Below are 18,964 nucleotides of genomic sequence, written 5' to 3'. Positions count from 1 at the left end.
ACGCTTCGGCCATGCGTCTCTAGCGACGGCGTTTTAGCGACATCGAAAGCTTAACAGGAGCGCCCCTATCCATGGCTGACGCCAAACCCATGTCTGTGCCCGCGGCAAAGCCCGAAGGCGCCACCGGCGTTCTGGTGCTCGCCAATGGCGATGTGGCGTGGGGTAGGGGCTTTGGCGCGGAAGGCGCGGCGGTAGGCGAGGTGTGCTTCCACACCGCGATGACCGGCTATCAGGAAATCATGACCGACCCGAGCTTTGCCGGGCAGATCATCACCTTCACCTTCCCCCATATCGGCAATGTCGGCGCGAACCCCGACGATATCGAGGCGGATGATCCCCATGCACTCGGCATGATCGTACGCGAGGATGTGACCAACCCGAGCAATTTCCGCAGCGTGGAACGCCTCGACGTCTGGATGAAGAAGCACGCGCGGATTGGGCTTTCGGGCATCGATACGCGCGCTCTCACGCGGCGCATCCGCGGCGGCGGCGCGCCCAACGGCGTGATCGCGCATGCGGCGGACGGCGTGTTCGATATCCCCGCGTTGCTGGCGATGGCGCAGGGCTGGCCGGGGCTGGAGGGCATGGATCTCGCCAAGAGCGTGACGCGCGAAACGCATGGGATGTGGGATGGCGGCGTTTGGCGGCTGGGGGCGGGGTATGAGGGGCCATCGCCTGGGGCAGGTGCCTCGACTTTGCTCGGCACAAACGGTGCTATTGTAGATGGGCTTCCCAATCCCCCGCTTGTCCCGAGCGAACTCGAGGGGCGCGCCACACCAAACCGCCCTCACGTTGTCGCCATCGATTACGGCGCAAAACGCAACATCTACCGCAACCTCGTCCACGCCGGCGCGCGCGTCTCCGTGCTGCCTGCTGACGCGACCTTCGACCAGATCATGGCGCTGGAGCCCGACGGCTTCTTCCTCTCCAACGGCCCCGGCGATCCCGCCGCGACCGGCGAATACGCTGTCCCTGTCATTCGCCAGCTGCTGGAAACCGGCAAACCGCTGTTTGGCATCTGCCTGGGCCACCAACTCCTCGCCCTCGCAGTCGGTGGGCAGACGACCAAGATGTTCCAGGGCCACCGCGGCGCCAACCACCCCGTCAAGCGGCTCAGCGACGGCGCGGTTGAGATCACCAGCATGAACCACGGCTTTGCGGTGGAACGGGAGTCGCTGCCGACGGGGGTGCGGGAAACGCATGTGTCGCTGTTCGACGGCAGCAATGCGGGGATCGAGCTGGAAGACGGGCGGGCGTTCAGCGTGCAATATCACCCCGAGGCGAGCCCGGGGCCGCAGGATAGCTTGTATTTGTTCGAGCGGTTTGTGGGGATGATGGGAGCGGCATAATGGCAACCGTGAGAACCTTCCAGGTCGAACATCTCGATAACGCTCGACCGCACGATGAGGTCGAATTGGCCATCGTCCGATTAGTCGATTGTGGACGCGAGAAGTTCATCCAGATCGACACTTACGGTCGGGAAACGCGTGAAGTTCCGCGCAAGCTTTCGCAAACTACGCGGCTAGATAAGGCGGCGTTTGAGAAACTTGTCGAACTCGGGAAGAGCCACTTTTAATGCCCAAACGCACTGACATCTCCTCCATCCTCGTCATTGGCGCTGGCCCGATCGTTATCGGCCAGGCGTGCGAGTTCGATTATTCGGGCACGCAGGCGATCAAGTCGCTGAAGGAGGATGGCTACCGCATCATCCTCGTCAATTCGAACCCCGCAACGATCATGACCGATCCCGAGCTGGCCGATGCGACCTATGTCGAGCCGATCACGCCCGAGATCGTGCGCAAGATCATCATCAAGGAGCGGCCCGATGCGGTGCTCCCCACGATGGGCGGGCAGACCGCGCTCAACGCCGCGCTCGCGCTGTTCAATGATGGCACGCTGGCCGAATTCGGGGTCGAGATGATCGGTGCTGATGCGGAGGCGATCGACAAGGCCGAGGACCGCCAGAAATTCCGCGACGCGATGACCAAGATCGGTCTCGAATCCGCGCGCTCCGGCATTGCGCATACCCTCGACGAGGCGTTGGCGGTGCTCGAACGCACCGGGCTGCCCTCGATCATCCGGCCGAGCTTCACGATGGGCGGCACTGGCGGCGGCATCGCCTATAACCGCGAGGAGTTCGAGACGATCGTCCGCTCGGGCCTTGATGCGTCGCCCACCACCGAAGTGCTGATCGAGGAATCGCTGCTCGGCTGGAAGGAATATGAGATGGAAGTCGTGCGCGACAAGCACGATAACGCCATCATCGTCTGCTCGATCGAAAATGTGGACCCGATGGGCGTCCACACCGGCGATTCGATCACCGTCGCCCCCGCGCTGACGCTGACCGACAAGGAATATCAGATCATGCGCAACGCGAGCATCGCTTGCTTGCGTGAGATCGGGGTGGAGACGGGTGGCTCCAACGTGCAGTTCGCGGTGAACCCCGCCGACGGCCGCCTGATCGTGATCGAGATGAACCCGCGCGTGTCGCGCTCGTCGGCGCTGGCGTCAAAGGCCACCGGCTTCCCGATCGCCAAGGTCGCGGCGAAGCTGGCGGTGGGCTACACGCTCGACGAGATCATGAACGACATCACCGGCGCGACGCCCGCGTCGTTCGAGCCGACGATCGACTATGTCGTCACCAAGATCCCGCGTTTCGCGTTCGAAAAGTTCAAGGGCGCCGAGCCCCTGCTCAACACCGCGATGAAATCGGTCGGCGAGGTGATGGCGATCGGCCGCAACATCCATGAATCGATGCAAAAGGCGCTGCGCGGGCTGGAGACGGGGCTGAGCGGTTTCAATCAGATCGATCACCTTGTCGGCGCGCCGCGTGCGGAAATTGAGGCTGAGCTGGCCCGCCCCACGCCCGATCGTTTGCTGGTGGCGGCTCAAGCGTTGCGCGAAGGCTTCACCGTCGCCGAGGTCCACGCCATCGCGAAGTACGATCCCTGGTTCCTCGAACGGATCGCCGAAATCGTCGCTGCCGAGAACGAAGTGGCGAACAACGGCCTGCCGCGCGATGCGCAGGGCATGCGCCGCCTGAAATCGATGGGCTTCTCCGACAAGCGCCTGGCCTATCTTGCGCTCAAATCGGCGAATCTGCGCGAAGGCACCGAACGCGGCATCGCCCGCGGATCGGGGCTGATCCATGACGTCGTGCAGGCGATGACGGGCGGCGTGACCGAAACCGAAGTCCGCGCACTCCGCCATAAGCTCGGCGTCCGGCCCGTGTTCAAGCGGATCGACACCTGCGCGGCGGAATTCAACGCCAAGACGCCGTATATGTATTCCACCTACGAAGCCCCCAGCTTCGGTGAGCCGGAATGCGAGAGCGAACCGACGGCGGCCCGGAAAATCGTCATCTTGGGCGGCGGGCCGAACCGGATCGGGCAGGGGATCGAGTTCGATTATTGCTGCTGCCACGCCTGCTTCGCGCTGCACGATGCCGGCTATGAAACGATCATGGTCAACTGCAACCCGGAAACGGTGAGCACCGATTATGACACCTCCGATCGGCTCTATTTCGAGCCGCTGACCGCCGAAGACGTGCTCGAGATCCTGCACACCGAGCAACAAAACGGCACCTTGGTCGGCGTCATCGTCCAGTTCGGCGGGCAAACCCCGCTCAATCTCGCCAAGGCGCTGGAGGATGCGGGCATCCCGATCCTCGGTACCAGCCCCGATGCGATCGACCTAGCCGAGGACCGCGAGCGCTTTGCGGCTTTGATTACCAAGCTCGGCCTGCGTCAGCCCGCCAATGGCATCGCGCGCAGCCGCGATGAGGCGATCGCGGTCGCCCAGCGCATTGGTTATCCGGTGCTGATGCGGCCCAGCTACGTCCTTGGCGGGCGCGCGATGGAGATTGTCGACGGGCCCGAACAGCTCGAAAACTATATCCAGACGGCGGTGCTCGTCTCCGGCGACTCGCCGGTTTTGATCGACCAGTATTTGCGCGACGCGATCGAGGTCGATGTCGACGCGATCTGCGACGGCACCGATGTGACGGTGGCCGGCGTGCTCCAGCATATCGAGGAAGCCGGCGTTCATTCCGGCGACAGCGCCTGTTCGATCCCGCCTTACTCACTCTCGCCAGAGATCATTGCCGAGATCGAACGCCAGACGACCGCACTCGGCGCGGCATTGTCGGTCAAAGGGCTGATGAACATCCAGTTCGCAGTGAAGGACGGGCTGGTCTACCTGATTGAAGTCAACCCGCGCGCCAGCCGGACGGTGCCGTTTGTGGCCAAGGCGATCGGCGCGCCGATCGCGAAAATCGCGGCGCGAGTCATGGCGGGCGAACTCCTCGCTGATCTGCCCAAGGTGAACCGGCACATCGATTATTATGCAGTCAAGGAAGCGGTGTTTCCCTTCGGGCGCTTCCCTGGTGTCGATCCCGTCCTCTCACCCGAAATGAAAAGCACGGGTGAAGTCATGGGAATCGATCCAGATTTCACGCTCGCCTTTGCTAAGGCTGAGCTGGGTGCGGGGACGATCCTGCCGAAATCAGGCACGGTGTTCATCAGCGTGAAGGACAGCGACAAGCCCGTCGTTCTGCCCGCCGCCCGGCTGCTGGTGGCGCAGGGCTTTTCCATTGTCGCGACTGGTGGCACCGCCGATTATTTGACCCGACATGGCGTACCGATCGAGCGCGTGAACAAGGTGGCGCAGGGGCGGCCGCATATCGTGGACCGGATCAAGGACGGCGGCATCGCGCTGATCTTCAACACGACCGAGGGCTGGCAATCGCTAAAAGATTCGCAACCGATCCGTGCCTGCGCGCTTGGTCAGAAGATTCCGTACTTCACGACGGCGCCTGCCAGCGTCGAGGCGGCCAAGGCAATTGTCGCACTTTCGACGCAAAGCCTTGAAGTACGGCCCCTGCAATCCTATTATTCTCCTTCGCACAATTGATCCCCACATTGATGATGCGTGCGGGCGGCTCCCTTGAGTCGCCCGATAACAGGGAATCGGGACGAAGGACTTCAAGGGATGGCGACGGTCGAAAAGATGCCGATGCTGCAGGAAGGCTATGAAAAGCTTTCGGTAGAACTCAAGCGGCTCAAGGCGGAACGACCCCTCATCGTGGATGCGATCGAGGAAGCGCGCGCACATGGCGATCTCTCCGAAAACGCCGAATATCACGCGGCCAAGGAACGTCAGGGCCAGATCGAAGCTTCGATCAGCGATATCGAGGACAAGCTGAGCCGCGCGCAGATCATCGATCCCAAGGAAATGTCGGGCGACAAGGTCGTGTTTGGCGCAACCGTCACCCTGCTTGATGAAGACGACAAGCCGATCAAGTACCAGATCGTTGGCCAGACCGAGGCGGACGCCAATGTTGGCCGCATTTCATACAATTCTCCACTCGGCCGCGCGCTGATCGGACGCAAGGTCGATGACGAGGTCGAAGTGACGGTGCCGTCGGGCGATCGTTATTACCTGGTGTCGAAGGTCGAATTCATCTGACACGCTCGGCGCTTGAGGAAACTCCGGCTACCTTCGTTATCGCCGCGGTGACGATGGTTGTCTCGACACTGATCACGCTGTTCGGTGTCGAGGGCTATGCCGCGATTAGTGCAGGGTTCATTCCGATCAGCCTCTCGCTGGCGCTCAATGCACCGCACGGCATCGTCCTGCTTCCCTTCTGGCTAACGCCGCTAACGGCCACGCTCGTGCATGGCGGCTTCCTCCACCTTGGCCTTAACTTAGTGATGCTCGTCTATTGCGGGCGCATGGTGGAACGCGCGCTCGGCTGGCCGAGCGTTGCCATTCTCTATCTAGTCGGTGCCTATGCAGGCGCGGCGGGCCACTGGGCGTTCGAATCGTCCTCCGCGACACCGATGATCGGCGCCAGTGGCGCGATTTCGGCGATCATCGCTGCCTATTCGATGTTGTTTGCTGAACGGCCAGTAGCTGCGATCGGCCCGATCCCATCGCGCGTTGTCCGCGTTGTTTGGCTAGCTGCGGGGTGGATCGTCATCCAGCTGCTGATCGGTTTTGCCTCTGGCACGGACGGGGGTGGTGTCGCCATCGGCGCGCATATCGGTGGTTTTGTGGCCGGATTGATGCTCGCGAGACCTTTGTTGCTGTGGCGGTATCGCGACGCCTGAGCTTCGAAAACGCACAGCTGGTTTTTTTGTCGAAATCTAAACACTTCCGTTCGTGTCGAGCCCTTCGACTGCCTGCCAAGACAGTCGCTCAGGATAAACTTAGGCCTAGCGGGCCTAAGTCGAGACACCCTGCGCAGCGCCTGTGACATGTCCCTCGACGATGCTCGGGACGAACGGGTTTGTAGTAGGCGATCTAGGGTCAGTCGCCGCCAGTGCCCGGTGCAGGGGCAATCAGGTCGGGCTGGACGAGCCGGTGGAGGTGGACCAGCACATATTTCATCTCGGCATCGTCAACGGTGCGCTGGGCCGCCGCGCGCCACGCCTTTTCGGCGCTTTTATAGTCGGGGAAAATGCCGACGATATCGATCGAGTCGAGATCGTCGAAATCAAGCGTCATCGGATCGGCTACGCGGCCTCCGAAAACGAGATGCAATTTGCTCATGGCGTTAAACCTTGCTTGGAAAAAGCGTCCGCTTAACGCCAGTTGCACCGCGTTAGAAGCCCCGGATTGGACGCTCAGTCCTTCGGTGGCGCCGGTTGGTTCGCCTTGGTGGCAGCGTCGCCTGCGGTCTTCACAGCTGTGATGACCCCGTCGATGAGCTTGCCGACCTGCGCGCGCGCGGCATCACGGCTGATGCCGGCCGCCATAAGCTCGGCAGTGCCCGCATCGCGCGCTGCCCGGGCTGCGGCCGCTGCGCTTTCGGTCAGGCGCTTGCCGACCGGGCCGAGCATTTCAGTTTCGCGGTCCGTCCGGGGGAGCAATGCACCCGCCAACACGCCCACGGCGATGCCACCGGCCAACACGGCGAGCGGGTTGCTGTCGATCCCCGCAGCAGTGCGTCGCGCCGCTGCCTGAGCGGTGTCGACGACGGTTTCGATTGCACTCGATGCCGCATGGGTGGCGCTGTCGAGAACGCCCTTGGCGCTGGTGGACGGGCCGGAGCCTGGCGTCGTTCCCTGGGTTGGATGGTCAGTCATCTGTTTTCCCTTCCCGGGGCGCGGACACCCCTTCATCGTCATCATTACCCGTTGAACGCAGCGCTGGCGAGGCGGTTGCACCGTGTTTGTCGGCGGCAAAGGCATCGATCAGCCAGTCCCGTGCAAAAATCGCGACCAGTGTCGCCCCTATGCCGATCAACGGTCCCGGATTTCGTTTGGCCGCGGCCAGCGCTCCATTGGCGATGTCGACACCCGTATCACGCAGCTCGCCAATCGCATCGCGGATCAGTGCGCGCGGGTGAAGCCGCGCCTGAATGTCAACCATTGTTTCAGTCAGGCGTGCCCGCGCGCGCGCCGCATCGATCTCTGCCGCGCTCCGCTCCTCGTGATCGCTGCTCACGGGGCTTTGTCCTTGATGTCGGTAACGGCCCTGAACTTGTTCATCGCCAGCCATGCCAGCAATAGTGCGACGGTGATCGATCCACCCACCACCGCCGCTGTCGCACCGATCGCCCCAAGCGACGGCCGCAGGATGACGACAAGCCCAACCAGCAGCGCAATGATCGCCGATTGGGCGAGCAGGAAGCTGGTGAGGATCATGATAATCGCGGTGCGCGTTTCGGCCAGGCGACTGAACAAATTCGCCCGATAGAGCCGCAACTCGGCGCGCACGAACCGTTCGGCATCATCCACCAGTCGCCCGAACAGCGCGACAAAGCTGTCGTCCTCGCGATCGGCAGGCGAGTCACTGTGACCAATGTTGCCCAACGTCATGTCGTCCACGGCCGGCGACGAACGTGCGCCGCCCGGTTCGTTATCTGGTATCGGCCTGCCGTCGTCAGGCTTGATCGTCGGCATCCCCCAGTCGCCTTGAATCAGGCGTCGGGGGCGCGGGGCGGTGTGTCGCCATCTGCCGCATCAAGCCCTGCCTTCACCAGCCGTGCAACGACGAAGCCCAGTGCTGCCGCAATGCCAATCGCCACAGCCGGGCTTTTGCGGACAAACGCCGTGGCATCGGCAACGAGATCCTCGATTTCCTTGGCCTTCAGGCTTTCGGAAAAACCAGCGATGCCTTCGGCAGCCGTCCGGGCATATTGGCCATATTGGGCACCAATTTTTTCATCGACGGTGTCGGCAGCATCGCCCATCAGGCGCGAAACCTCATCAAGTGCGCCGCCCGCGCGATTTTTGCCTTCCGATACATAGTCGCGTGCCTTGTCGGTCGCCTGACGGGCAAGTTTGGCGGCACCGTCCTTGATGGACTGGGTGGCATTTGGTCCGACGTCTGCATCATCCCGATGTGACGAAGATGCGTCATCGGTACCGGGTTCAACGGCCAATACGGGCGCTCCAGCGCTGCCTGGTCCCTCCTTCAACGGTGCTCGCTTCACCGGGCGTTTGGGCGCTGGGTCCATACTGGTATCTTTGATGTGATCGGCCATGATGAATTGCCCTTTCCCGTTTCAAAAACGACAACTGTCGTCAGCACTTTGCGTTCCACGGTCGCCAAGCCATTCGCTAGGCAATTTGCTCCAGCCAAGCGAAGCGGTTAGAGCCGCGCCACCGACCATTCGCGCTGCAGCATTAGCATTAGGAGTATCGTTCCATGACCGCAATCATCGACATTCACGCACGCCAGATTGTCGATAGTCGCGGCAACCCGACGGTCGAAGTCGATGTGATGCTGGAAGACGGCAGCTTTGGCCGGGCTGCAGTGCCATCGGGGGCGTCGACCGGCGCCTACGAAGCGGTCGAGCGGCGCGATGGCGACAAGGGGCAGTGGCTCGGCAAGGGCGTTCAGGGGGCGGTTGATGCGGTGAATGCCGACATCGCCGAAGAACTGGTCGGCGTCGATGCCGAGGATCAGCGCGAGATCGACCAGATCATGATCGAGCTGGACGGCACGCCGAACAAGGCGCGGCTGGGCGCAAACGCGATTCTGGGCGTCAGCCTGGCGGTCGCCAAGGCGGCGGCCGATGCGCGAGGGATGCCGCTGTACCGCTATGTCGGCGGCGTTTCGGCCCATCTGCTGCCCGTGCCGATGATGAACATCATCAATGGCGGCGAACATGCCGATAACCCGATCGATTTTCAGGAATTCATGATCGTGCCGGTGGGCGCGGACTCGATCTTCGATGCGGTGCGCTGCGGATCGGAAATTTTCCACACGCTGAAAAAGCGTCTCCACGAAAAGGGTCTCGCAACCGCGGTGGGCGATGAGGGTGGCTTTGCGCCCAACATCGCCAGCACCACCGATGCGCTCGACTTCATCATGGGGTCGATCGAGGCGGCGGGGTATAGGCCGGGAGATGACGTGATGCTCGCGCTCGATTGCGCGGCGACCGAGTTTTTCAAGAACGGTGCCTATCATATCAGCGGCGAGGGCAAGGTACTGAGCCCCCACGAAATGGCCGCCTATCTTGCAGATCTCGCCGCGCGCTACCCGATCTTCTCGATCGAGGATGGCATGAGCGAGGATGATTTCGAGGGCTGGAAGGCGCTCACCGACTTGATCGGCGACAAGGTGCAGCTGGTTGGTGACGACCTTTTCGTCACCAATCCGGAACGCCTGTCGATGGGAATCGATAAGGGGCTGGCGAATTCGCTGCTCGTGAAGGTTAATCAGATCGGCACGCTGACCGAGACGCTCGCCGCTGTCTCCATGGCGAACCGGGCGGGCTACACCGCCGTGATGTCGCACCGTTCGGGCGAGACCGAGGATGCGACGATCGCCGATCTCGCGGTCGCCACCAATTGCGGGCAGATCAAAACCGGCAGCCTCGCGCGGAGCGACCGGCTTGCCAAGTACAACCAGCTGATCCGGATTGAGGAGGAACTGGGCGATATGGGCCGTTATTCCGGGCGCAGCATCCTGCGAAAAAATTGAGTGCTGAATCTACGGGGTTGATCCGTCGCGGCGGCTAAGGCAGAATCGACTTATGTCAGGCTCATCCATGATCCGCACCATCCTGCGACGCGCTGGTCCGCCCGCGTTGGCACTCACTGTCATGGCCTTTTTCGGCGGTTATGCGGTGGTGGGGCCCAACGGCATTCTCGCTTATGGCGACTATAAGCGTGAACTCGCCGCGCGCGAGGCGACATATGCCGCGCTCGACAAACAGCGGGCAGTGCTGAAAAACCGGGTCGGCCTGCTCGATCCGCGGCGAGCTAACCCCGACATGGCTGAGGAACTGGTGCGCAAGCAGTTGAAGCTGGCGCATCCCGACGAAGTGATTGTTCCACTCAATTGATGCAAAACCCTAGCGTCAGGTGATTGCGCGCGCCGGGTGACTGCGCTTATAGCCTCCACTCCCCAGGAAGAAGAGGTCTGACCGACCGTGGCAAAATCACCCGCGCCCAAAGCTTCGTCAAACCACAAGAGTGACCCGCCCGTCCCAAACCGCGAACGCCCCGACGAACCGACCCGGTTTGCGGCGAACAAGGATCAGCTGCTCGAATTTTACAAGCAGATGCTGCTGATCCGCCGGTTCGAGGAAAAGGCCGGGCAGCTTTATGGTCTCGGGCTGATCGGCGGGTTCTGCCATTTGTATATCGGGCAGGAGGCGGTCGCGGTTGGACTGCAATCGGCGCTGACCAAGAATGACAGCGTCATCACCGGCTATCGCGATCACGGTCATATGCTGCTGTGCGGCATTCCGCCGAAGGACGTGATGGCTGAACTCACAGGGCGCCAGGCCGGCATTTCCAAGGGTAAGGGCGGTTCGATGCATATGTTCAGCGTCGAGCATAAATTTTATGGCGGGCACGGCATTGTCGGCGCGCAGGTGTCGCTCGGCACCGGGCTTGGCTTTGCGCACAAATATCGCGGTGACGGCGGCGTCTGTCTTGCCTATTTCGGCGATGGCGCCTCGAACCAGGGCCAGGTCTACGAAAGCTTCAACATGGCTGAGCTGTGGAAGCTGCCGGTCATCTATGTGATCGAGAATAACCAGTATGCGATGGGCACCAGCGTCAACCGCTCCTCATCGGAAGACCAGCTGTTCCGACGCGGCGAAAGCTTCCGCATTCCGGGCCTTCAGGTCGACGGGATGGACGTGCTTGCGTGCCGGGGTGCTGCCGAAACCGCGCTTGAGTGGGTGCGCGCGGGGAAGGGGCCGATCATCCTCGAGATGAAAACCTATCGCTATCGCGGCCATTCGATGTCCGATCCCGCCAAATATCGCTCGCGCGACGAAGTGCAGGCGGTGCGTGAAAAGTCTGATCCGATCGATCACTGCAAGAAGGAGCTTGAGGCGCTGGGCGTTACTGAAGCCGATCTGAAAGTGATCGAACAGGACATCCGCAAGGTGGTGAACGAAGCTGCCGACTTCGCCGAAACCGCGCCAGAGCCCGATCCGGCCGAACTCTATACCGACGTGCTGGTGGAGCGTTACTGATGGCGATCGAGATAAAGATGCCGGCGCTGTCGCCGACGATGGAGGAAGGCACGCTCGCCAAATGGCTCGTCAAGGCGGGCGATGTGGTGAAATCGGGCGATATCATGGCGGAGATCGAAACCGACAAAGCGACGATGGAATTCGAAGCGGTCGACGAGGGCACGATCGGTGAGATCATGGTTCCCGAGGGGACTGACAATGTTAAGGTCGGCACCGTCATCGCCACACTGAACGCGGAAGGCGAGGAGACGCCCGCACCGGCGTCCGCGCCGGTCGCGAAGGCCCCTGAACCCGAAGCATCAGCGCCGAAAAAAGCGGATACCGGCACCGCGCAACTCGTTAGCGACAAAACCGCCGTCATTGCCGATCCGGGCATTCCGGCCGGGACCGACATGGTCAAGGTCACGCTGCGCGAGGCACTGCGCGATGCGATGGCTGAGGAAATGCGCGCCGATGAGCGTGTGTTCGTGATGGGCGAGGAAGTCGCGCAATATCAGGGCGCCTATAAGGTCACCCAGGGGCTGCTCGACGAATTCGGCGACAAGCGCGTCATCGATACCCCGATAACCGAATATGGTTTTGCCGGGATCGGATCAGGCGCGGCAATGGGGGGTCTGCGCCCGATCGTCGAGTTCATGACGTTCAACTTCGCGATGCAGGCGATTGATCACATCATCAATTCTGCCGCCAAGACCAATTACATGTCTGGCGGTCAGATGCGCTGCCCGATCGTATTTCGCGGCCCCAATGGTGCGGCGAGCCGCGTCGGCGCGCAGCATTCGCAAAACTACGCCCCCTGGTATGCCAGCGTCCCCGGCCTGATCGTGATCGCGCCCTATGACGCCGCCGATGCCAAGGGGCTGTTAAAGGCGGCGATCCGCAGTGAAGACCCCGTCGTCTTCCTCGAAAACGAGCTGCTTTATGGGCGTTCGTTCGAAGTGCCGGCGGGTGATGACCATATCGTGCCGATCGGCAAGGCCCGGATCGTCCGCCCGGGCAACGACCTGACGATCGTCAGCTATTCGATCGGCGTCGGCCTTGCGCTGGATGCGGCCGAAAAGCTGGCGGGTGAGGGGATCGATGCCGAAGTCATCGATCTGCGCACGATCCGCCCGCTCGATCGGCAGGCGGTGCTCAACAGCCTGGCCAAGACCAATCGCATGATCGTGGTCGAGGAAGGTTGGCCAACCTGCTCGATCGCGAGCGAAATCATCGCCATCGCCATGGAAGATGGCTTCGATGATCTCGATGCGCCGGTGCTCCGCGTCACGAATGAGGACGTGCCGATGCCCTATGCGGCTAATCTCGAAAAGCTGGCGCTGGTGGATGTCGCAAGGGTGGTCGCTGCGGCGAAGAAGGTCTGCAACCGGGGCTGATCAGCAGGTCGACGCCGTGACTCCGGTGACCGCATAAACCTGGCTGGTGTCGCGCCTGTCGCGAACGATCATGGAGGCGATTTCGGTCATCGATGTATCGGGGGCCAGGCTGGTCCGCACGATCGGGCGATATTCATAATAGACTTCGATGAACATCGTCGCCCCATTGTCGGGCGCGGTCACCTGGCGACCGGTGGGGCCGAGACCGGTAAGGCCCGTGGTGCCGGTGCCGGCGGGATATTTGCGGGCATAGGTGGTCTTCGCGCCATAACAGCGGCGCCAGCCAATCTTGTAGGTGCCGGCGGTGTTCGGGCTCGCGGTCGGCTCCAAGCTGGTCACGATCACCCGGCCATTGGCCTGCAGGTTCAGCTCGCCCGCTTGCAAGTTCGCGCCGGTGAACAGATCGTTGATATCGGCTTCGGTAATTGTCTTGGCGGCAAGCTGACTGCCGGTGCCGATGCGTGCTGCGTTATCGGCCAGATGAAGCGCGATCTGGCTCATCCGCATCTTGGTGGTGATATAGTTGGTCAGCTCAGCCCCCGTCAGGCTCATCAGCAGCAAGATGGGCAGGGCAAAAGCGAATTCGAGCAGCGCCAGCCCGCTTGTGTCGCGGTGCAGGCGGGCAAGGAACTGGGGCAGGGGCGCCATGCGGATCATGGGCAGTTCCTTGTCACGGGCGTGCCATAGCTCGCCTGTTCGTCATAGGGCTGGTTCTTGAGGATTGTTGATGCCTTTACCGTGGTGGTGCTGGGCACGCTGACCAAATTGTAGAGCGGAAACATCCGCCGGTAACTGACGTCGACCGTGTACATCACGGCATCCTTGGCGCCGCCTTGCCCGGCATTGCCGCCATCGGCATCCCAGGTGCCATTCAGATTGGCGTCCTCGTAGGGCTCGCCAGCATCGCAGCGGGTATTGGCATTGGTATCGGTCCAGGTTTCGGCCTGCGCGGCAGCGGCCTTCGAGAATGTCTTGTAGAAGCGCCGGGTGATCGTGATGGTCGAGTTGTTGGCGAGAGCGCGGACCTGCGCGCGGACCTTGTTGTCGATCGCGGACTGCGCCGATGCTTCGTCATTGCCCTCCAGCGCCGAATCCCGGCCGACTTTTTGCACGACGCCCTGCAAAACCGATCGCACGTACAACGTATGCGCGACATCGAAGGCGCCGAGCAACGTCAGGACGAGGATTGGCGCCACAAAGCCGAATTCAACGACCGTTGCTCCGCGCGTATCGCGGGCAACGCACCGGAGGGAACGGGGCAGGCGCTTTGCCAGGATCATCGTGTCAACCTGAGCTGGGAGATTTCCGACGCGATTGAGCCAAAGGTGCTGTCGAGATCGGTTTGGTTGCGCGCCGAGTAAAACCGGCCGCTCGTGGCACACGCCCGCAACGAGTTTTCGATCGTGGTGTTCGATGCGCCGAACCAGATCACCCACAGGGTAATGTTCTTGTTCTTCACCGCTGAACACAAACCGGCCAGCCGCGCGTTCACCTGCTGCGTCAACGTGCCCGAAGTGTTACAGCCACCGGTGGGAACAGTGTTTGGATCCGTCTGACGGCGGTCGAACCACGACACCCCATAGGCGGTGTAGTTGCCAACACCCGTGCAGGCTTCACCGTCAGTCATGAAGATTAAATGGCGTTCGATTTCGCCGCCGCTGGGGGTCAGCGCGTTTTCGCTCGCGAAAATCCCGGTGGGCGACATCAGGCGGGCACCCCATAACATGCCGATGTCATGATAGGTATTGCCGGTCGGGCTTAAGCTGTTCACATAGTTTTCGAAGGCGGTCGGATCATTCCATTCTGCCAATTTACGCGATTCTGCTGGGCAGTAATAATCTGATCCGTTCCCATATTCGGTCGTCGTGGTGATATCGGCAAGGTTCCAATTGCTGCCGTTGCCGGAAGTGTCCTGACGGGTGTAGATAAGTCCGGGTAACAGAGGCGCCCACAGCGTTGATTCATCGCCGCTATTGGGAACCAGATCGATATTCAGATCATTGGCATCGGCGGGAATCGGATCATAGTCCGTCTCACGAACGGTTTCGCGTTCCTCGATGCAGCCGTCCCACGTGATCGTCTTGTTGGTAAAGCCTGTCCCGATCGGCAGCACGAAGCTGTTGTTCCAGTTGGTGCCGTTTTTCAGCGCTGACACGTCATGGGTGATTTCGCCATAGTGCCAGGTGTTTGACGGCGGCGTCCCATTAGTGCCGGTGTAGTTCGTTGTGGTCGTCGTTTTGCGCGTCTTGCACTGTCCGCCCGATTTGCTGCTCCAGGATCGGCGTGTGTAGACGATCGTCGTGTTTACCCGGCTGTTGCCGTTGATGGCATCGGACGACGAGCCCTTGGATGCCAGCGCCGTATCGTTGCACTGCGCGCTCGGTGTGTTGTTGAAAGTAACGTTGGACGTCGACGTGCTTGGGTTGCCCACCTGCGTCCAGCCAGCGGCCGTCCCTGGAATGGAAATTTTCTCGCGGGACTGGTATGTCCAATCGTCCGCAAAATAGGCGGTCGGCAATAGTTTCCCGACATTGACGTTGACGGAATAGGGGACGAAGCCAAACCTGACTTGCACCGCCGTAACCCCGCCAGTGGGCGCGCCTGTCGTGCAGGTTTCGGATGTGTTTCGCTGGGCAACGGATTCGTAAAAGCACTTCACCGCTCCGCGCAGCGCCTGGATCTTCGTCTTGCTGTCGGTGGAAACTGCCTTGCTGCCCATCGATCCGGTTACGTCGAGCACGAACATGATATCGGTATTGGGCAGGCTCATGGCGGCATCGCAAACGATAGTCAGCGTCTCTGTGGTCTTGCCGATGACCCGGGTCAGCGTCATTGGCACTGTAGCCGAAACGGTGCCGGTCACCTTGCCGTTGGACTCGGTAAAGGTGCGGGTGAGCTCAGTCGATCCATAGGCAGTTGACGAGATGTTGGCGTCAAAAAAGCGCTCTGCAGTCGTGCGCGGTGCGTTATTGTTCTGTGACCAGATGCCGCCGCCCATCGCCTTGCGGCCGGCCAGCGCCCCGGCGTCGCACGCGTGCTGCAGCCGTGTTTTGGTGATGTACATGCGGCTCATATCGATGCCGCCGCCGACAAGGCCGGCGAGCGGGATCAACGCGGCCGCCATGATCGCCAGCGTGTTGCCGCGAACGTCGCGCCCCAACCGGCGCAAAAAGCCAATCGGTTGCCCGATTGCCGTTGATGATTGATCCGCCATGCTCTTGCCCTGTCCACTGACCAACTGGTCCAGCGGGCAGCTATGGACGGGCAATGGCTAATATTGCCTAAACCGCCGTTCCCCATGGGCAAAGCGAATGGCGCGGTCATCGCGTTAGCCGCAGTTGCGAAATCTCGGACGCGATCGACCCAAAAGTGGTGTCCAGATCCGCCGAATTTCGGGCCGAATAGAAGCGGCCAGTGGTCGCACAGGCGCGCAATGCATTCTCGATCGTGGTGTTCGATACGCCAAACCAGATCACCCACAAGGTGATATTCTTGTTCTTCACCGCCGCGCACAACCCCGCGAGGCGCGCATTGACCTGCTGGGTGAGCGTGCCCGTGGTGTTGCATCCATCGGTGGGTGCGCTGGCGGCGTCGGTCTGTCGGCGATCGAACCAGCCGACCCCATAAGCGTTATAGTTGCCGACCCCGGTGCATGCCTCGCCATCGGTCATGAAGATCAGGTGCCGTTCGATTTCGCCGCCGCTGGGGGTCAGCGCGTTCTCGCTGGCGAAGATGCCGGTGGGCGACATCAGCCGCGCGCCCCACAGCATCCCGATATCATGATAGGTGTTACCCTCCGGCGTCAGGCTGTCGACATAGGTTTCGAACGCCGTGGCGTCATTCCACTCGGCCAGTTTCTTGGCCTCGGTCGGGCAGAAATATTGCGATCCATTGATATAGTCAGCGGTGGTCGTGATCTCGTTCAGGTTCCAGCTGCCACCGCCTGATGTTTCGTTGCGTGTGTAGATAAGGCCGGGGACGGCCGGCGCCCAGAGCGTGCTGGCATCCCCGGCACTCGGCACCAGATCGATATCAAGGTCCTTCGCCCCGGCCGGGATCGGGCTGTAGCTGGCGGCGCGCACCGTGGCGCGTTCCTCAATGCACCCTTCCCAGTCGAGTGTCACATTGGTGCCGTCGGCACCGATCGGGCGAGTGAAGCTGGGGTTCCAGCCGCTGCCATTCTTCAGCCCGCTGACGTCCACGGGCAGGCTGCCATAGGTCCAGTCGCGGAACGTATCGACATAGGTGGTTGCCGTATCCGTGCGTAAGCGGCGGCAGCTGCGGGTGTTGCCGCCAGTGTCGGGTGCGCCATTCCAGCTCCATTCGCCGTCATCGGTCCCGGACGTCGCGTCGCCATCGCTGTTGAAGACGATGCTAACTTCGGTGACAGGCGAAGGTCCGCCCGATGTAACGGGTGTCGGCGTAAACCCGTTGAAGCTCGTATTATTCATGAATCTCAAGCAATTATTTCGCGAAATGCTGCTGCCGTAAACCTCCCAATAAGGCCCAGTGACATAGGAACCCGGCGGCCGCATGTTGGCGCGTCGCGTCTGATAATTCCAAGTGTCGGCGAAGAAGGTCGACGGCAGCAAGCGCCCGACATTGACGTTGGTGGCATAGGGCACGAACCCGAAACGGACCTGTACGGCGGTGACCCCGCTGGTTGGCGCGCCGATCGAGCACGTCTCACTGGTGTTGCGTTGCGCGACCGACTCATAGAAGCATTTCACCGCGCCTTTCAGCGCCTCCATCTTGGTTTCGGTGTCGGTTGAAACCGCTTTGCTGTTCATCGATCCGGTGACGTCGAGAACGAACATCACATCGGTATTGGGCAGGCTCATCGCCGCGTCGCACAACACGGTCAGCGTTTCGGTGGTTCGCCCGATCACCCGGGTCAGTGTCATGGGGACGGTGGCCGATACCGTGCCGGTTACCTTGCCGTTGGACTCGGTAAAGGTGCGCGAAAGACTGGTGGCGCCATAGTCGCCGTTCTGAAAATTGGCATCGAACAGGGCATTGGCGGCGTTGCGTGGAGCAAAATCATTCTGTGCCCAGATGCCGCCACCCATTGCCTTGCGCCCGGCCAGCGCGCCGGCGTCACAGGCATGTTGCAGGCGCGTCTTGGTGATGTAGAGCCGACTCATGTCGATCCCCCCGCCAACCATGCCCGCCAAGGGGACGAGCGCAGCAGCGGCAATCGCCACGGTATTGCCGCGCACATCGCGCGCGAGCCGACCGAGAAACCCGCGGATCGGACCTTGCCCGGCGGATCTCCCGCCAAATGGCCAAATGTTGCGCTGCCGCGACTGGCCTGTGGTCGACATGATGGCGCACTGCCCCCTGATACTGCATGACTGGTGCTAGCGATGGCCCCCGAAGCGCTAACCACCCCTCAAGCGAGGGAGTGAAAATGGCGGAAACTATCTTTGCTGCACCGATACTTGACGTCGCTGATCCCGAACGCGCGCTGGCGCTGAGCTATGCCCCGCGCACAGCCCGGGCGGGGCTGGCTGCGTTATGGGCGCTTGACGAGACGTTAGGCGGCATCTTGCGCGGCGGGCGCGATCCGATGGTGTCGCAACTTCGGTTGACCTGGTGGTATGAGGCGCTCTGCAGGCTCGATCAGGCACCGCCACCGGCCCAGCCATTGCTTCAGGCACTGGCTGCAGAAATACTGCCAAGGGGTATTACCGGGGCCGAGCTCGCGGCGATGATCGACGGGTGGGAGGCGTTGCTCGATCCGGATCCGTTGGGGGACAATGCCATTGCAGCCTATGCCGAAGCACGCGGCGGTGGGCTGTTCCGGGCGGCGGGGCGGGTGTTCGGCAGCCCGACCGATGCGCTGGTGGCGGCCGGGCAGGGATGGGCGCTCGTCGATCTGGCGCGTCACTGCGGCGATCCTGTGCTGGCGGCGCGTGCGCTGCTGTTGGCGCGGTCGCCGCTTGACACTGCTCTGGCCCGGCCCTGGCACCGGCAAGCCCGGCCGTTGGGGATGCTCGCCTGCCTGGCCCGGCGTGATGCTGCCCGTACGCAAACCCCGCTATCGCAACAGGGATCGCCGTTGCGACTGGCGCGGATGTTGGCGCATGCGCTGACGGGTCGATAGGCTTTCGCCTGTGCTTTCAACACGGTATCAAGAACC

The 18,964-nt window shown here is 61.7% G+C and carries 19 protein-coding genes; 10 read left to right on the top strand and 9 right to left on the bottom strand.

Annotation, left to right across the window (positions count from 1 at the left end; translation table 11 throughout):
• Positions 1–71 precede the first annotated feature (71 nt).
• The 5 genes from carA (at position 72) to B7Y49_RS00195 (ending at position 6,110) form a co-directional block, all read left to right on the top strand.
• Positions 72–1,349, top strand: a complete 1,278-nt coding sequence (gene carA / locus B7Y49_RS00215) for a carbamoyl-phosphate synthase small subunit (RefSeq protein WP_374125540.1) — start codon at positions 72–74, stop codon at positions 1,347–1,349.
• Positions 1,349–1,576: a hypothetical protein gene (locus B7Y49_RS00210; RefSeq protein ID WP_374125539.1), complete on the top strand. Its 228-nt coding sequence runs from the start codon at positions 1,349–1,351 to the stop codon at positions 1,574–1,576. The genes carA and B7Y49_RS00210 overlap by 1 nt, the downstream gene beginning before the upstream one ends.
• Positions 1,576–4,911: a carbamoyl phosphate synthase large subunit gene (carB, locus tag B7Y49_RS00205; RefSeq protein ID WP_374125538.1), complete on the top strand. Its 3,336-nt coding sequence runs from the start codon at positions 1,576–1,578 to the stop codon at positions 4,909–4,911. The genes B7Y49_RS00210 and carB overlap by 1 nt, the downstream gene beginning before the upstream one ends.
• A gap of 78 nt (positions 4,912–4,989) precedes the next feature.
• The gene (greA, locus tag B7Y49_RS00200) at positions 4,990–5,466 is read left to right on the top strand and encodes a transcription elongation factor GreA (protein ID WP_374125537.1); all 477 of its coding nucleotides are present in this window, start codon (positions 4,990–4,992) and stop codon (positions 5,464–5,466) included.
• A 53-nt stretch (positions 5,467–5,519) separates the two neighbouring features.
• Complete coding sequence (locus tag B7Y49_RS00195) at positions 5,520–6,110, top strand: rhomboid family intramembrane serine protease (RefSeq protein ID WP_374125657.1); 591 nt, start codon at positions 5,520–5,522, stop codon at positions 6,108–6,110.
• Positions 6,111–6,309: 199 nt separating this feature from the next.
• Here the strand turns inward: B7Y49_RS00195 and B7Y49_RS00190 are convergent, their stop codons facing one another.
• The 5 genes from B7Y49_RS00190 to B7Y49_RS00170 form a co-directional block, all read right to left on the bottom strand.
• A complete protein-coding gene (locus B7Y49_RS00190; protein ID WP_374125536.1) occupies positions 6,310–6,552 on the bottom strand; it encodes a DUF4170 domain-containing protein in 243 nt (80 codons plus the stop codon).
• 74 nt (positions 6,553–6,626) lie between these two features.
• Positions 6,627–7,088 carry a hypothetical protein gene (locus B7Y49_RS00185; RefSeq protein WP_374125535.1) on the bottom strand — a complete coding sequence of 154 codons (462 nt, stop codon included), beginning with the start codon at positions 7,086–7,088 and terminating at the stop codon, positions 6,627–6,629.
• Complete coding sequence (locus B7Y49_RS00180; RefSeq protein WP_374125534.1) at positions 7,081–7,449, bottom strand: DUF3618 domain-containing protein; 369 nt, start codon at positions 7,447–7,449, stop codon at positions 7,081–7,083. Before B7Y49_RS00180 ends, B7Y49_RS00185 begins: the two co-directional genes overlap by 8 nt.
• On the bottom strand, positions 7,446–7,907 hold the full coding sequence (locus B7Y49_RS00175; RefSeq protein ID WP_374125533.1) for a phage holin family protein: 462 nt from the start codon (positions 7,905–7,907) through the stop codon (positions 7,446–7,448). The genes B7Y49_RS00180 and B7Y49_RS00175 overlap by 4 nt, the downstream gene beginning before the upstream one ends.
• 17 nt (positions 7,908–7,924) lie before the next feature.
• Positions 7,925–8,491, bottom strand: a complete 567-nt coding sequence (locus tag B7Y49_RS00170; RefSeq protein ID WP_374125532.1) for a hypothetical protein — start codon at positions 8,489–8,491, stop codon at positions 7,925–7,927.
• A gap of 164 nt (positions 8,492–8,655) precedes the next feature.
• Here B7Y49_RS00170 and eno point away from each other — a divergent pair, with 164 nt between their 5' ends.
• The 4 genes from eno (at position 8,656) to B7Y49_RS00150 (ending at position 12,822) form a co-directional block, all read left to right on the top strand.
• Entirely contained in the window at positions 8,656–9,936 is a 1,281-nt protein-coding gene (eno, locus tag B7Y49_RS00165; RefSeq protein WP_374125531.1) for a phosphopyruvate hydratase, read from the top strand.
• Positions 9,937–10,003: 67 nt separating this feature from the next.
• Entirely contained in the window at positions 10,004–10,300 is a 297-nt protein-coding gene (locus B7Y49_RS00160) for a septum formation initiator family protein (protein WP_374125530.1), read from the top strand.
• 87 nt (positions 10,301–10,387) lie between these two features.
• On the top strand, positions 10,388–11,446 hold the full coding sequence (pdhA, locus tag B7Y49_RS00155; RefSeq protein ID WP_374125529.1) for a pyruvate dehydrogenase (acetyl-transferring) E1 component subunit alpha: 1,059 nt from the start codon (positions 10,388–10,390) through the stop codon (positions 11,444–11,446).
• The gene (locus tag B7Y49_RS00150) at positions 11,446–12,822 is read left to right on the top strand and encodes a pyruvate dehydrogenase complex E1 component subunit beta (protein ID WP_374125528.1); all 1,377 of its coding nucleotides are present in this window, start codon (positions 11,446–11,448) and stop codon (positions 12,820–12,822) included. Before pdhA ends, B7Y49_RS00150 begins: the two co-directional genes overlap by 1 nt.
• Here the strand turns inward: B7Y49_RS00150 and B7Y49_RS00145 are convergent, their stop codons facing one another.
• From B7Y49_RS00145 to B7Y49_RS00130, 4 genes are all read right to left on the bottom strand, one after another.
• Positions 12,823–13,479, bottom strand: a complete 657-nt coding sequence (locus tag B7Y49_RS00145; RefSeq protein ID WP_374125527.1) for a TadE/TadG family type IV pilus assembly protein — start codon at positions 13,477–13,479, stop codon at positions 12,823–12,825. It lies immediately after the preceding gene.
• Positions 13,476–14,102, bottom strand: coding sequence for a TadE/TadG family type IV pilus assembly protein (locus B7Y49_RS00140; protein WP_374125526.1), 627 nt, complete (start codon positions 14,100–14,102; stop codon positions 13,476–13,478). Before B7Y49_RS00140 ends, B7Y49_RS00145 begins: the two co-directional genes overlap by 4 nt.
• Complete coding sequence (locus B7Y49_RS00135) at positions 14,099–16,036, bottom strand: pilus assembly protein (protein ID WP_374125525.1); 1,938 nt, start codon at positions 16,034–16,036, stop codon at positions 14,099–14,101. The genes B7Y49_RS00140 and B7Y49_RS00135 overlap by 4 nt, the downstream gene beginning before the upstream one ends.
• A 106-nt stretch (positions 16,037–16,142) precedes the next feature.
• Positions 16,143–18,146 (bottom strand): pilus assembly protein, encoded by a 2,004-nt coding sequence (locus tag B7Y49_RS00130; RefSeq protein ID WP_374125524.1) that lies wholly within the window; start codon positions 18,144–18,146, stop codon positions 16,143–16,145.
• A gap of 86 nt (positions 18,147–18,232) precedes the next feature.
• Here B7Y49_RS00130 and B7Y49_RS00125 point away from each other — a divergent pair, with 86 nt between their 5' ends.
• Positions 18,233–18,928: a squalene/phytoene synthase family protein gene (locus B7Y49_RS00125; protein ID WP_374125523.1), complete on the top strand. Its 696-nt coding sequence runs from the start codon at positions 18,233–18,235 to the stop codon at positions 18,926–18,928.
• Positions 18,929–18,964 lie beyond the last annotated feature (36 nt).

The organism is Sphingomonas sp. 28-62-11 (assembly GCF_002278865.1).
Taxonomy (GTDB): Bacteria; Pseudomonadota; Alphaproteobacteria; order Sphingomonadales; family Sphingomonadaceae; genus Sphingomonas.
Note: the sequence above shows the minus strand (reverse complement) of the source record. Positions and strands in the feature narration are given on the sequence as shown.

Coding starts and splice junctions, on each gene's coding strand:
- carA (WP_374125540.1), top strand. CDS start 72: ATGGCTGACGCCAAACCCATGTCTGTGCCCGCGGCAAAGCCCGAAGGC.
- B7Y49_RS00195 (WP_374125657.1), top strand. CDS start 5,520: ATGGTTGTCTCGACACTGATCACGCTGTTCGGTGTCGAGGGCTATGCC.
- B7Y49_RS00160 (WP_374125530.1), top strand. CDS start 10,004: ATGATCCGCACCATCCTGCGACGCGCTGGTCCGCCCGCGTTGGCACTC.
- B7Y49_RS00150 (WP_374125528.1), top strand. CDS start 11,446: ATGGCGATCGAGATAAAGATGCCGGCGCTGTCGCCGACGATGGAGGAA.
- B7Y49_RS00175 (WP_374125533.1), bottom strand. CDS start 7,907: ATGCCGACGATCAAGCCTGACGACGGCAGGCCGATACCAGATAACGAA.
- B7Y49_RS00170 (WP_374125532.1), bottom strand. CDS start 8,491: ATGGCCGATCACATCAAAGATACCAGTATGGACCCAGCGCCCAAACGC.
- greA (WP_374125537.1), top strand. CDS start 4,990: ATGGCGACGGTCGAAAAGATGCCGATGCTGCAGGAAGGCTATGAAAAG.
- B7Y49_RS00190 (WP_374125536.1), bottom strand. CDS start 6,552: ATGAGCAAATTGCATCTCGTTTTCGGAGGCCGCGTAGCCGATCCGATG.
- eno (WP_374125531.1), top strand. CDS start 8,656: ATGACCGCAATCATCGACATTCACGCACGCCAGATTGTCGATAGTCGC.
- B7Y49_RS00185 (WP_374125535.1), bottom strand. CDS start 7,088: ATGACTGACCATCCAACCCAGGGAACGACGCCAGGCTCCGGCCCGTCC.
- B7Y49_RS00145 (WP_374125527.1), bottom strand. CDS start 13,479: ATGATCCGCATGGCGCCCCTGCCCCAGTTCCTTGCCCGCCTGCACCGC.
- B7Y49_RS00130 (WP_374125524.1), bottom strand. CDS start 18,146: ATGTCGACCACAGGCCAGTCGCGGCAGCGCAACATTTGGCCATTTGGC.
- B7Y49_RS00135 (WP_374125525.1), bottom strand. CDS start 16,036: ATGGCGGATCAATCATCAACGGCAATCGGGCAACCGATTGGCTTTTTG.
- B7Y49_RS00125 (WP_374125523.1), top strand. CDS start 18,233: ATGGCGGAAACTATCTTTGCTGCACCGATACTTGACGTCGCTGATCCC.
- B7Y49_RS00210 (WP_374125539.1), top strand. CDS start 1,349: ATGGCAACCGTGAGAACCTTCCAGGTCGAACATCTCGATAACGCTCGA.
- carB (WP_374125538.1), top strand. CDS start 1,576: ATGCCCAAACGCACTGACATCTCCTCCATCCTCGTCATTGGCGCTGGC.
- B7Y49_RS00140 (WP_374125526.1), bottom strand. CDS start 14,102: ATGATCCTGGCAAAGCGCCTGCCCCGTTCCCTCCGGTGCGTTGCCCGC.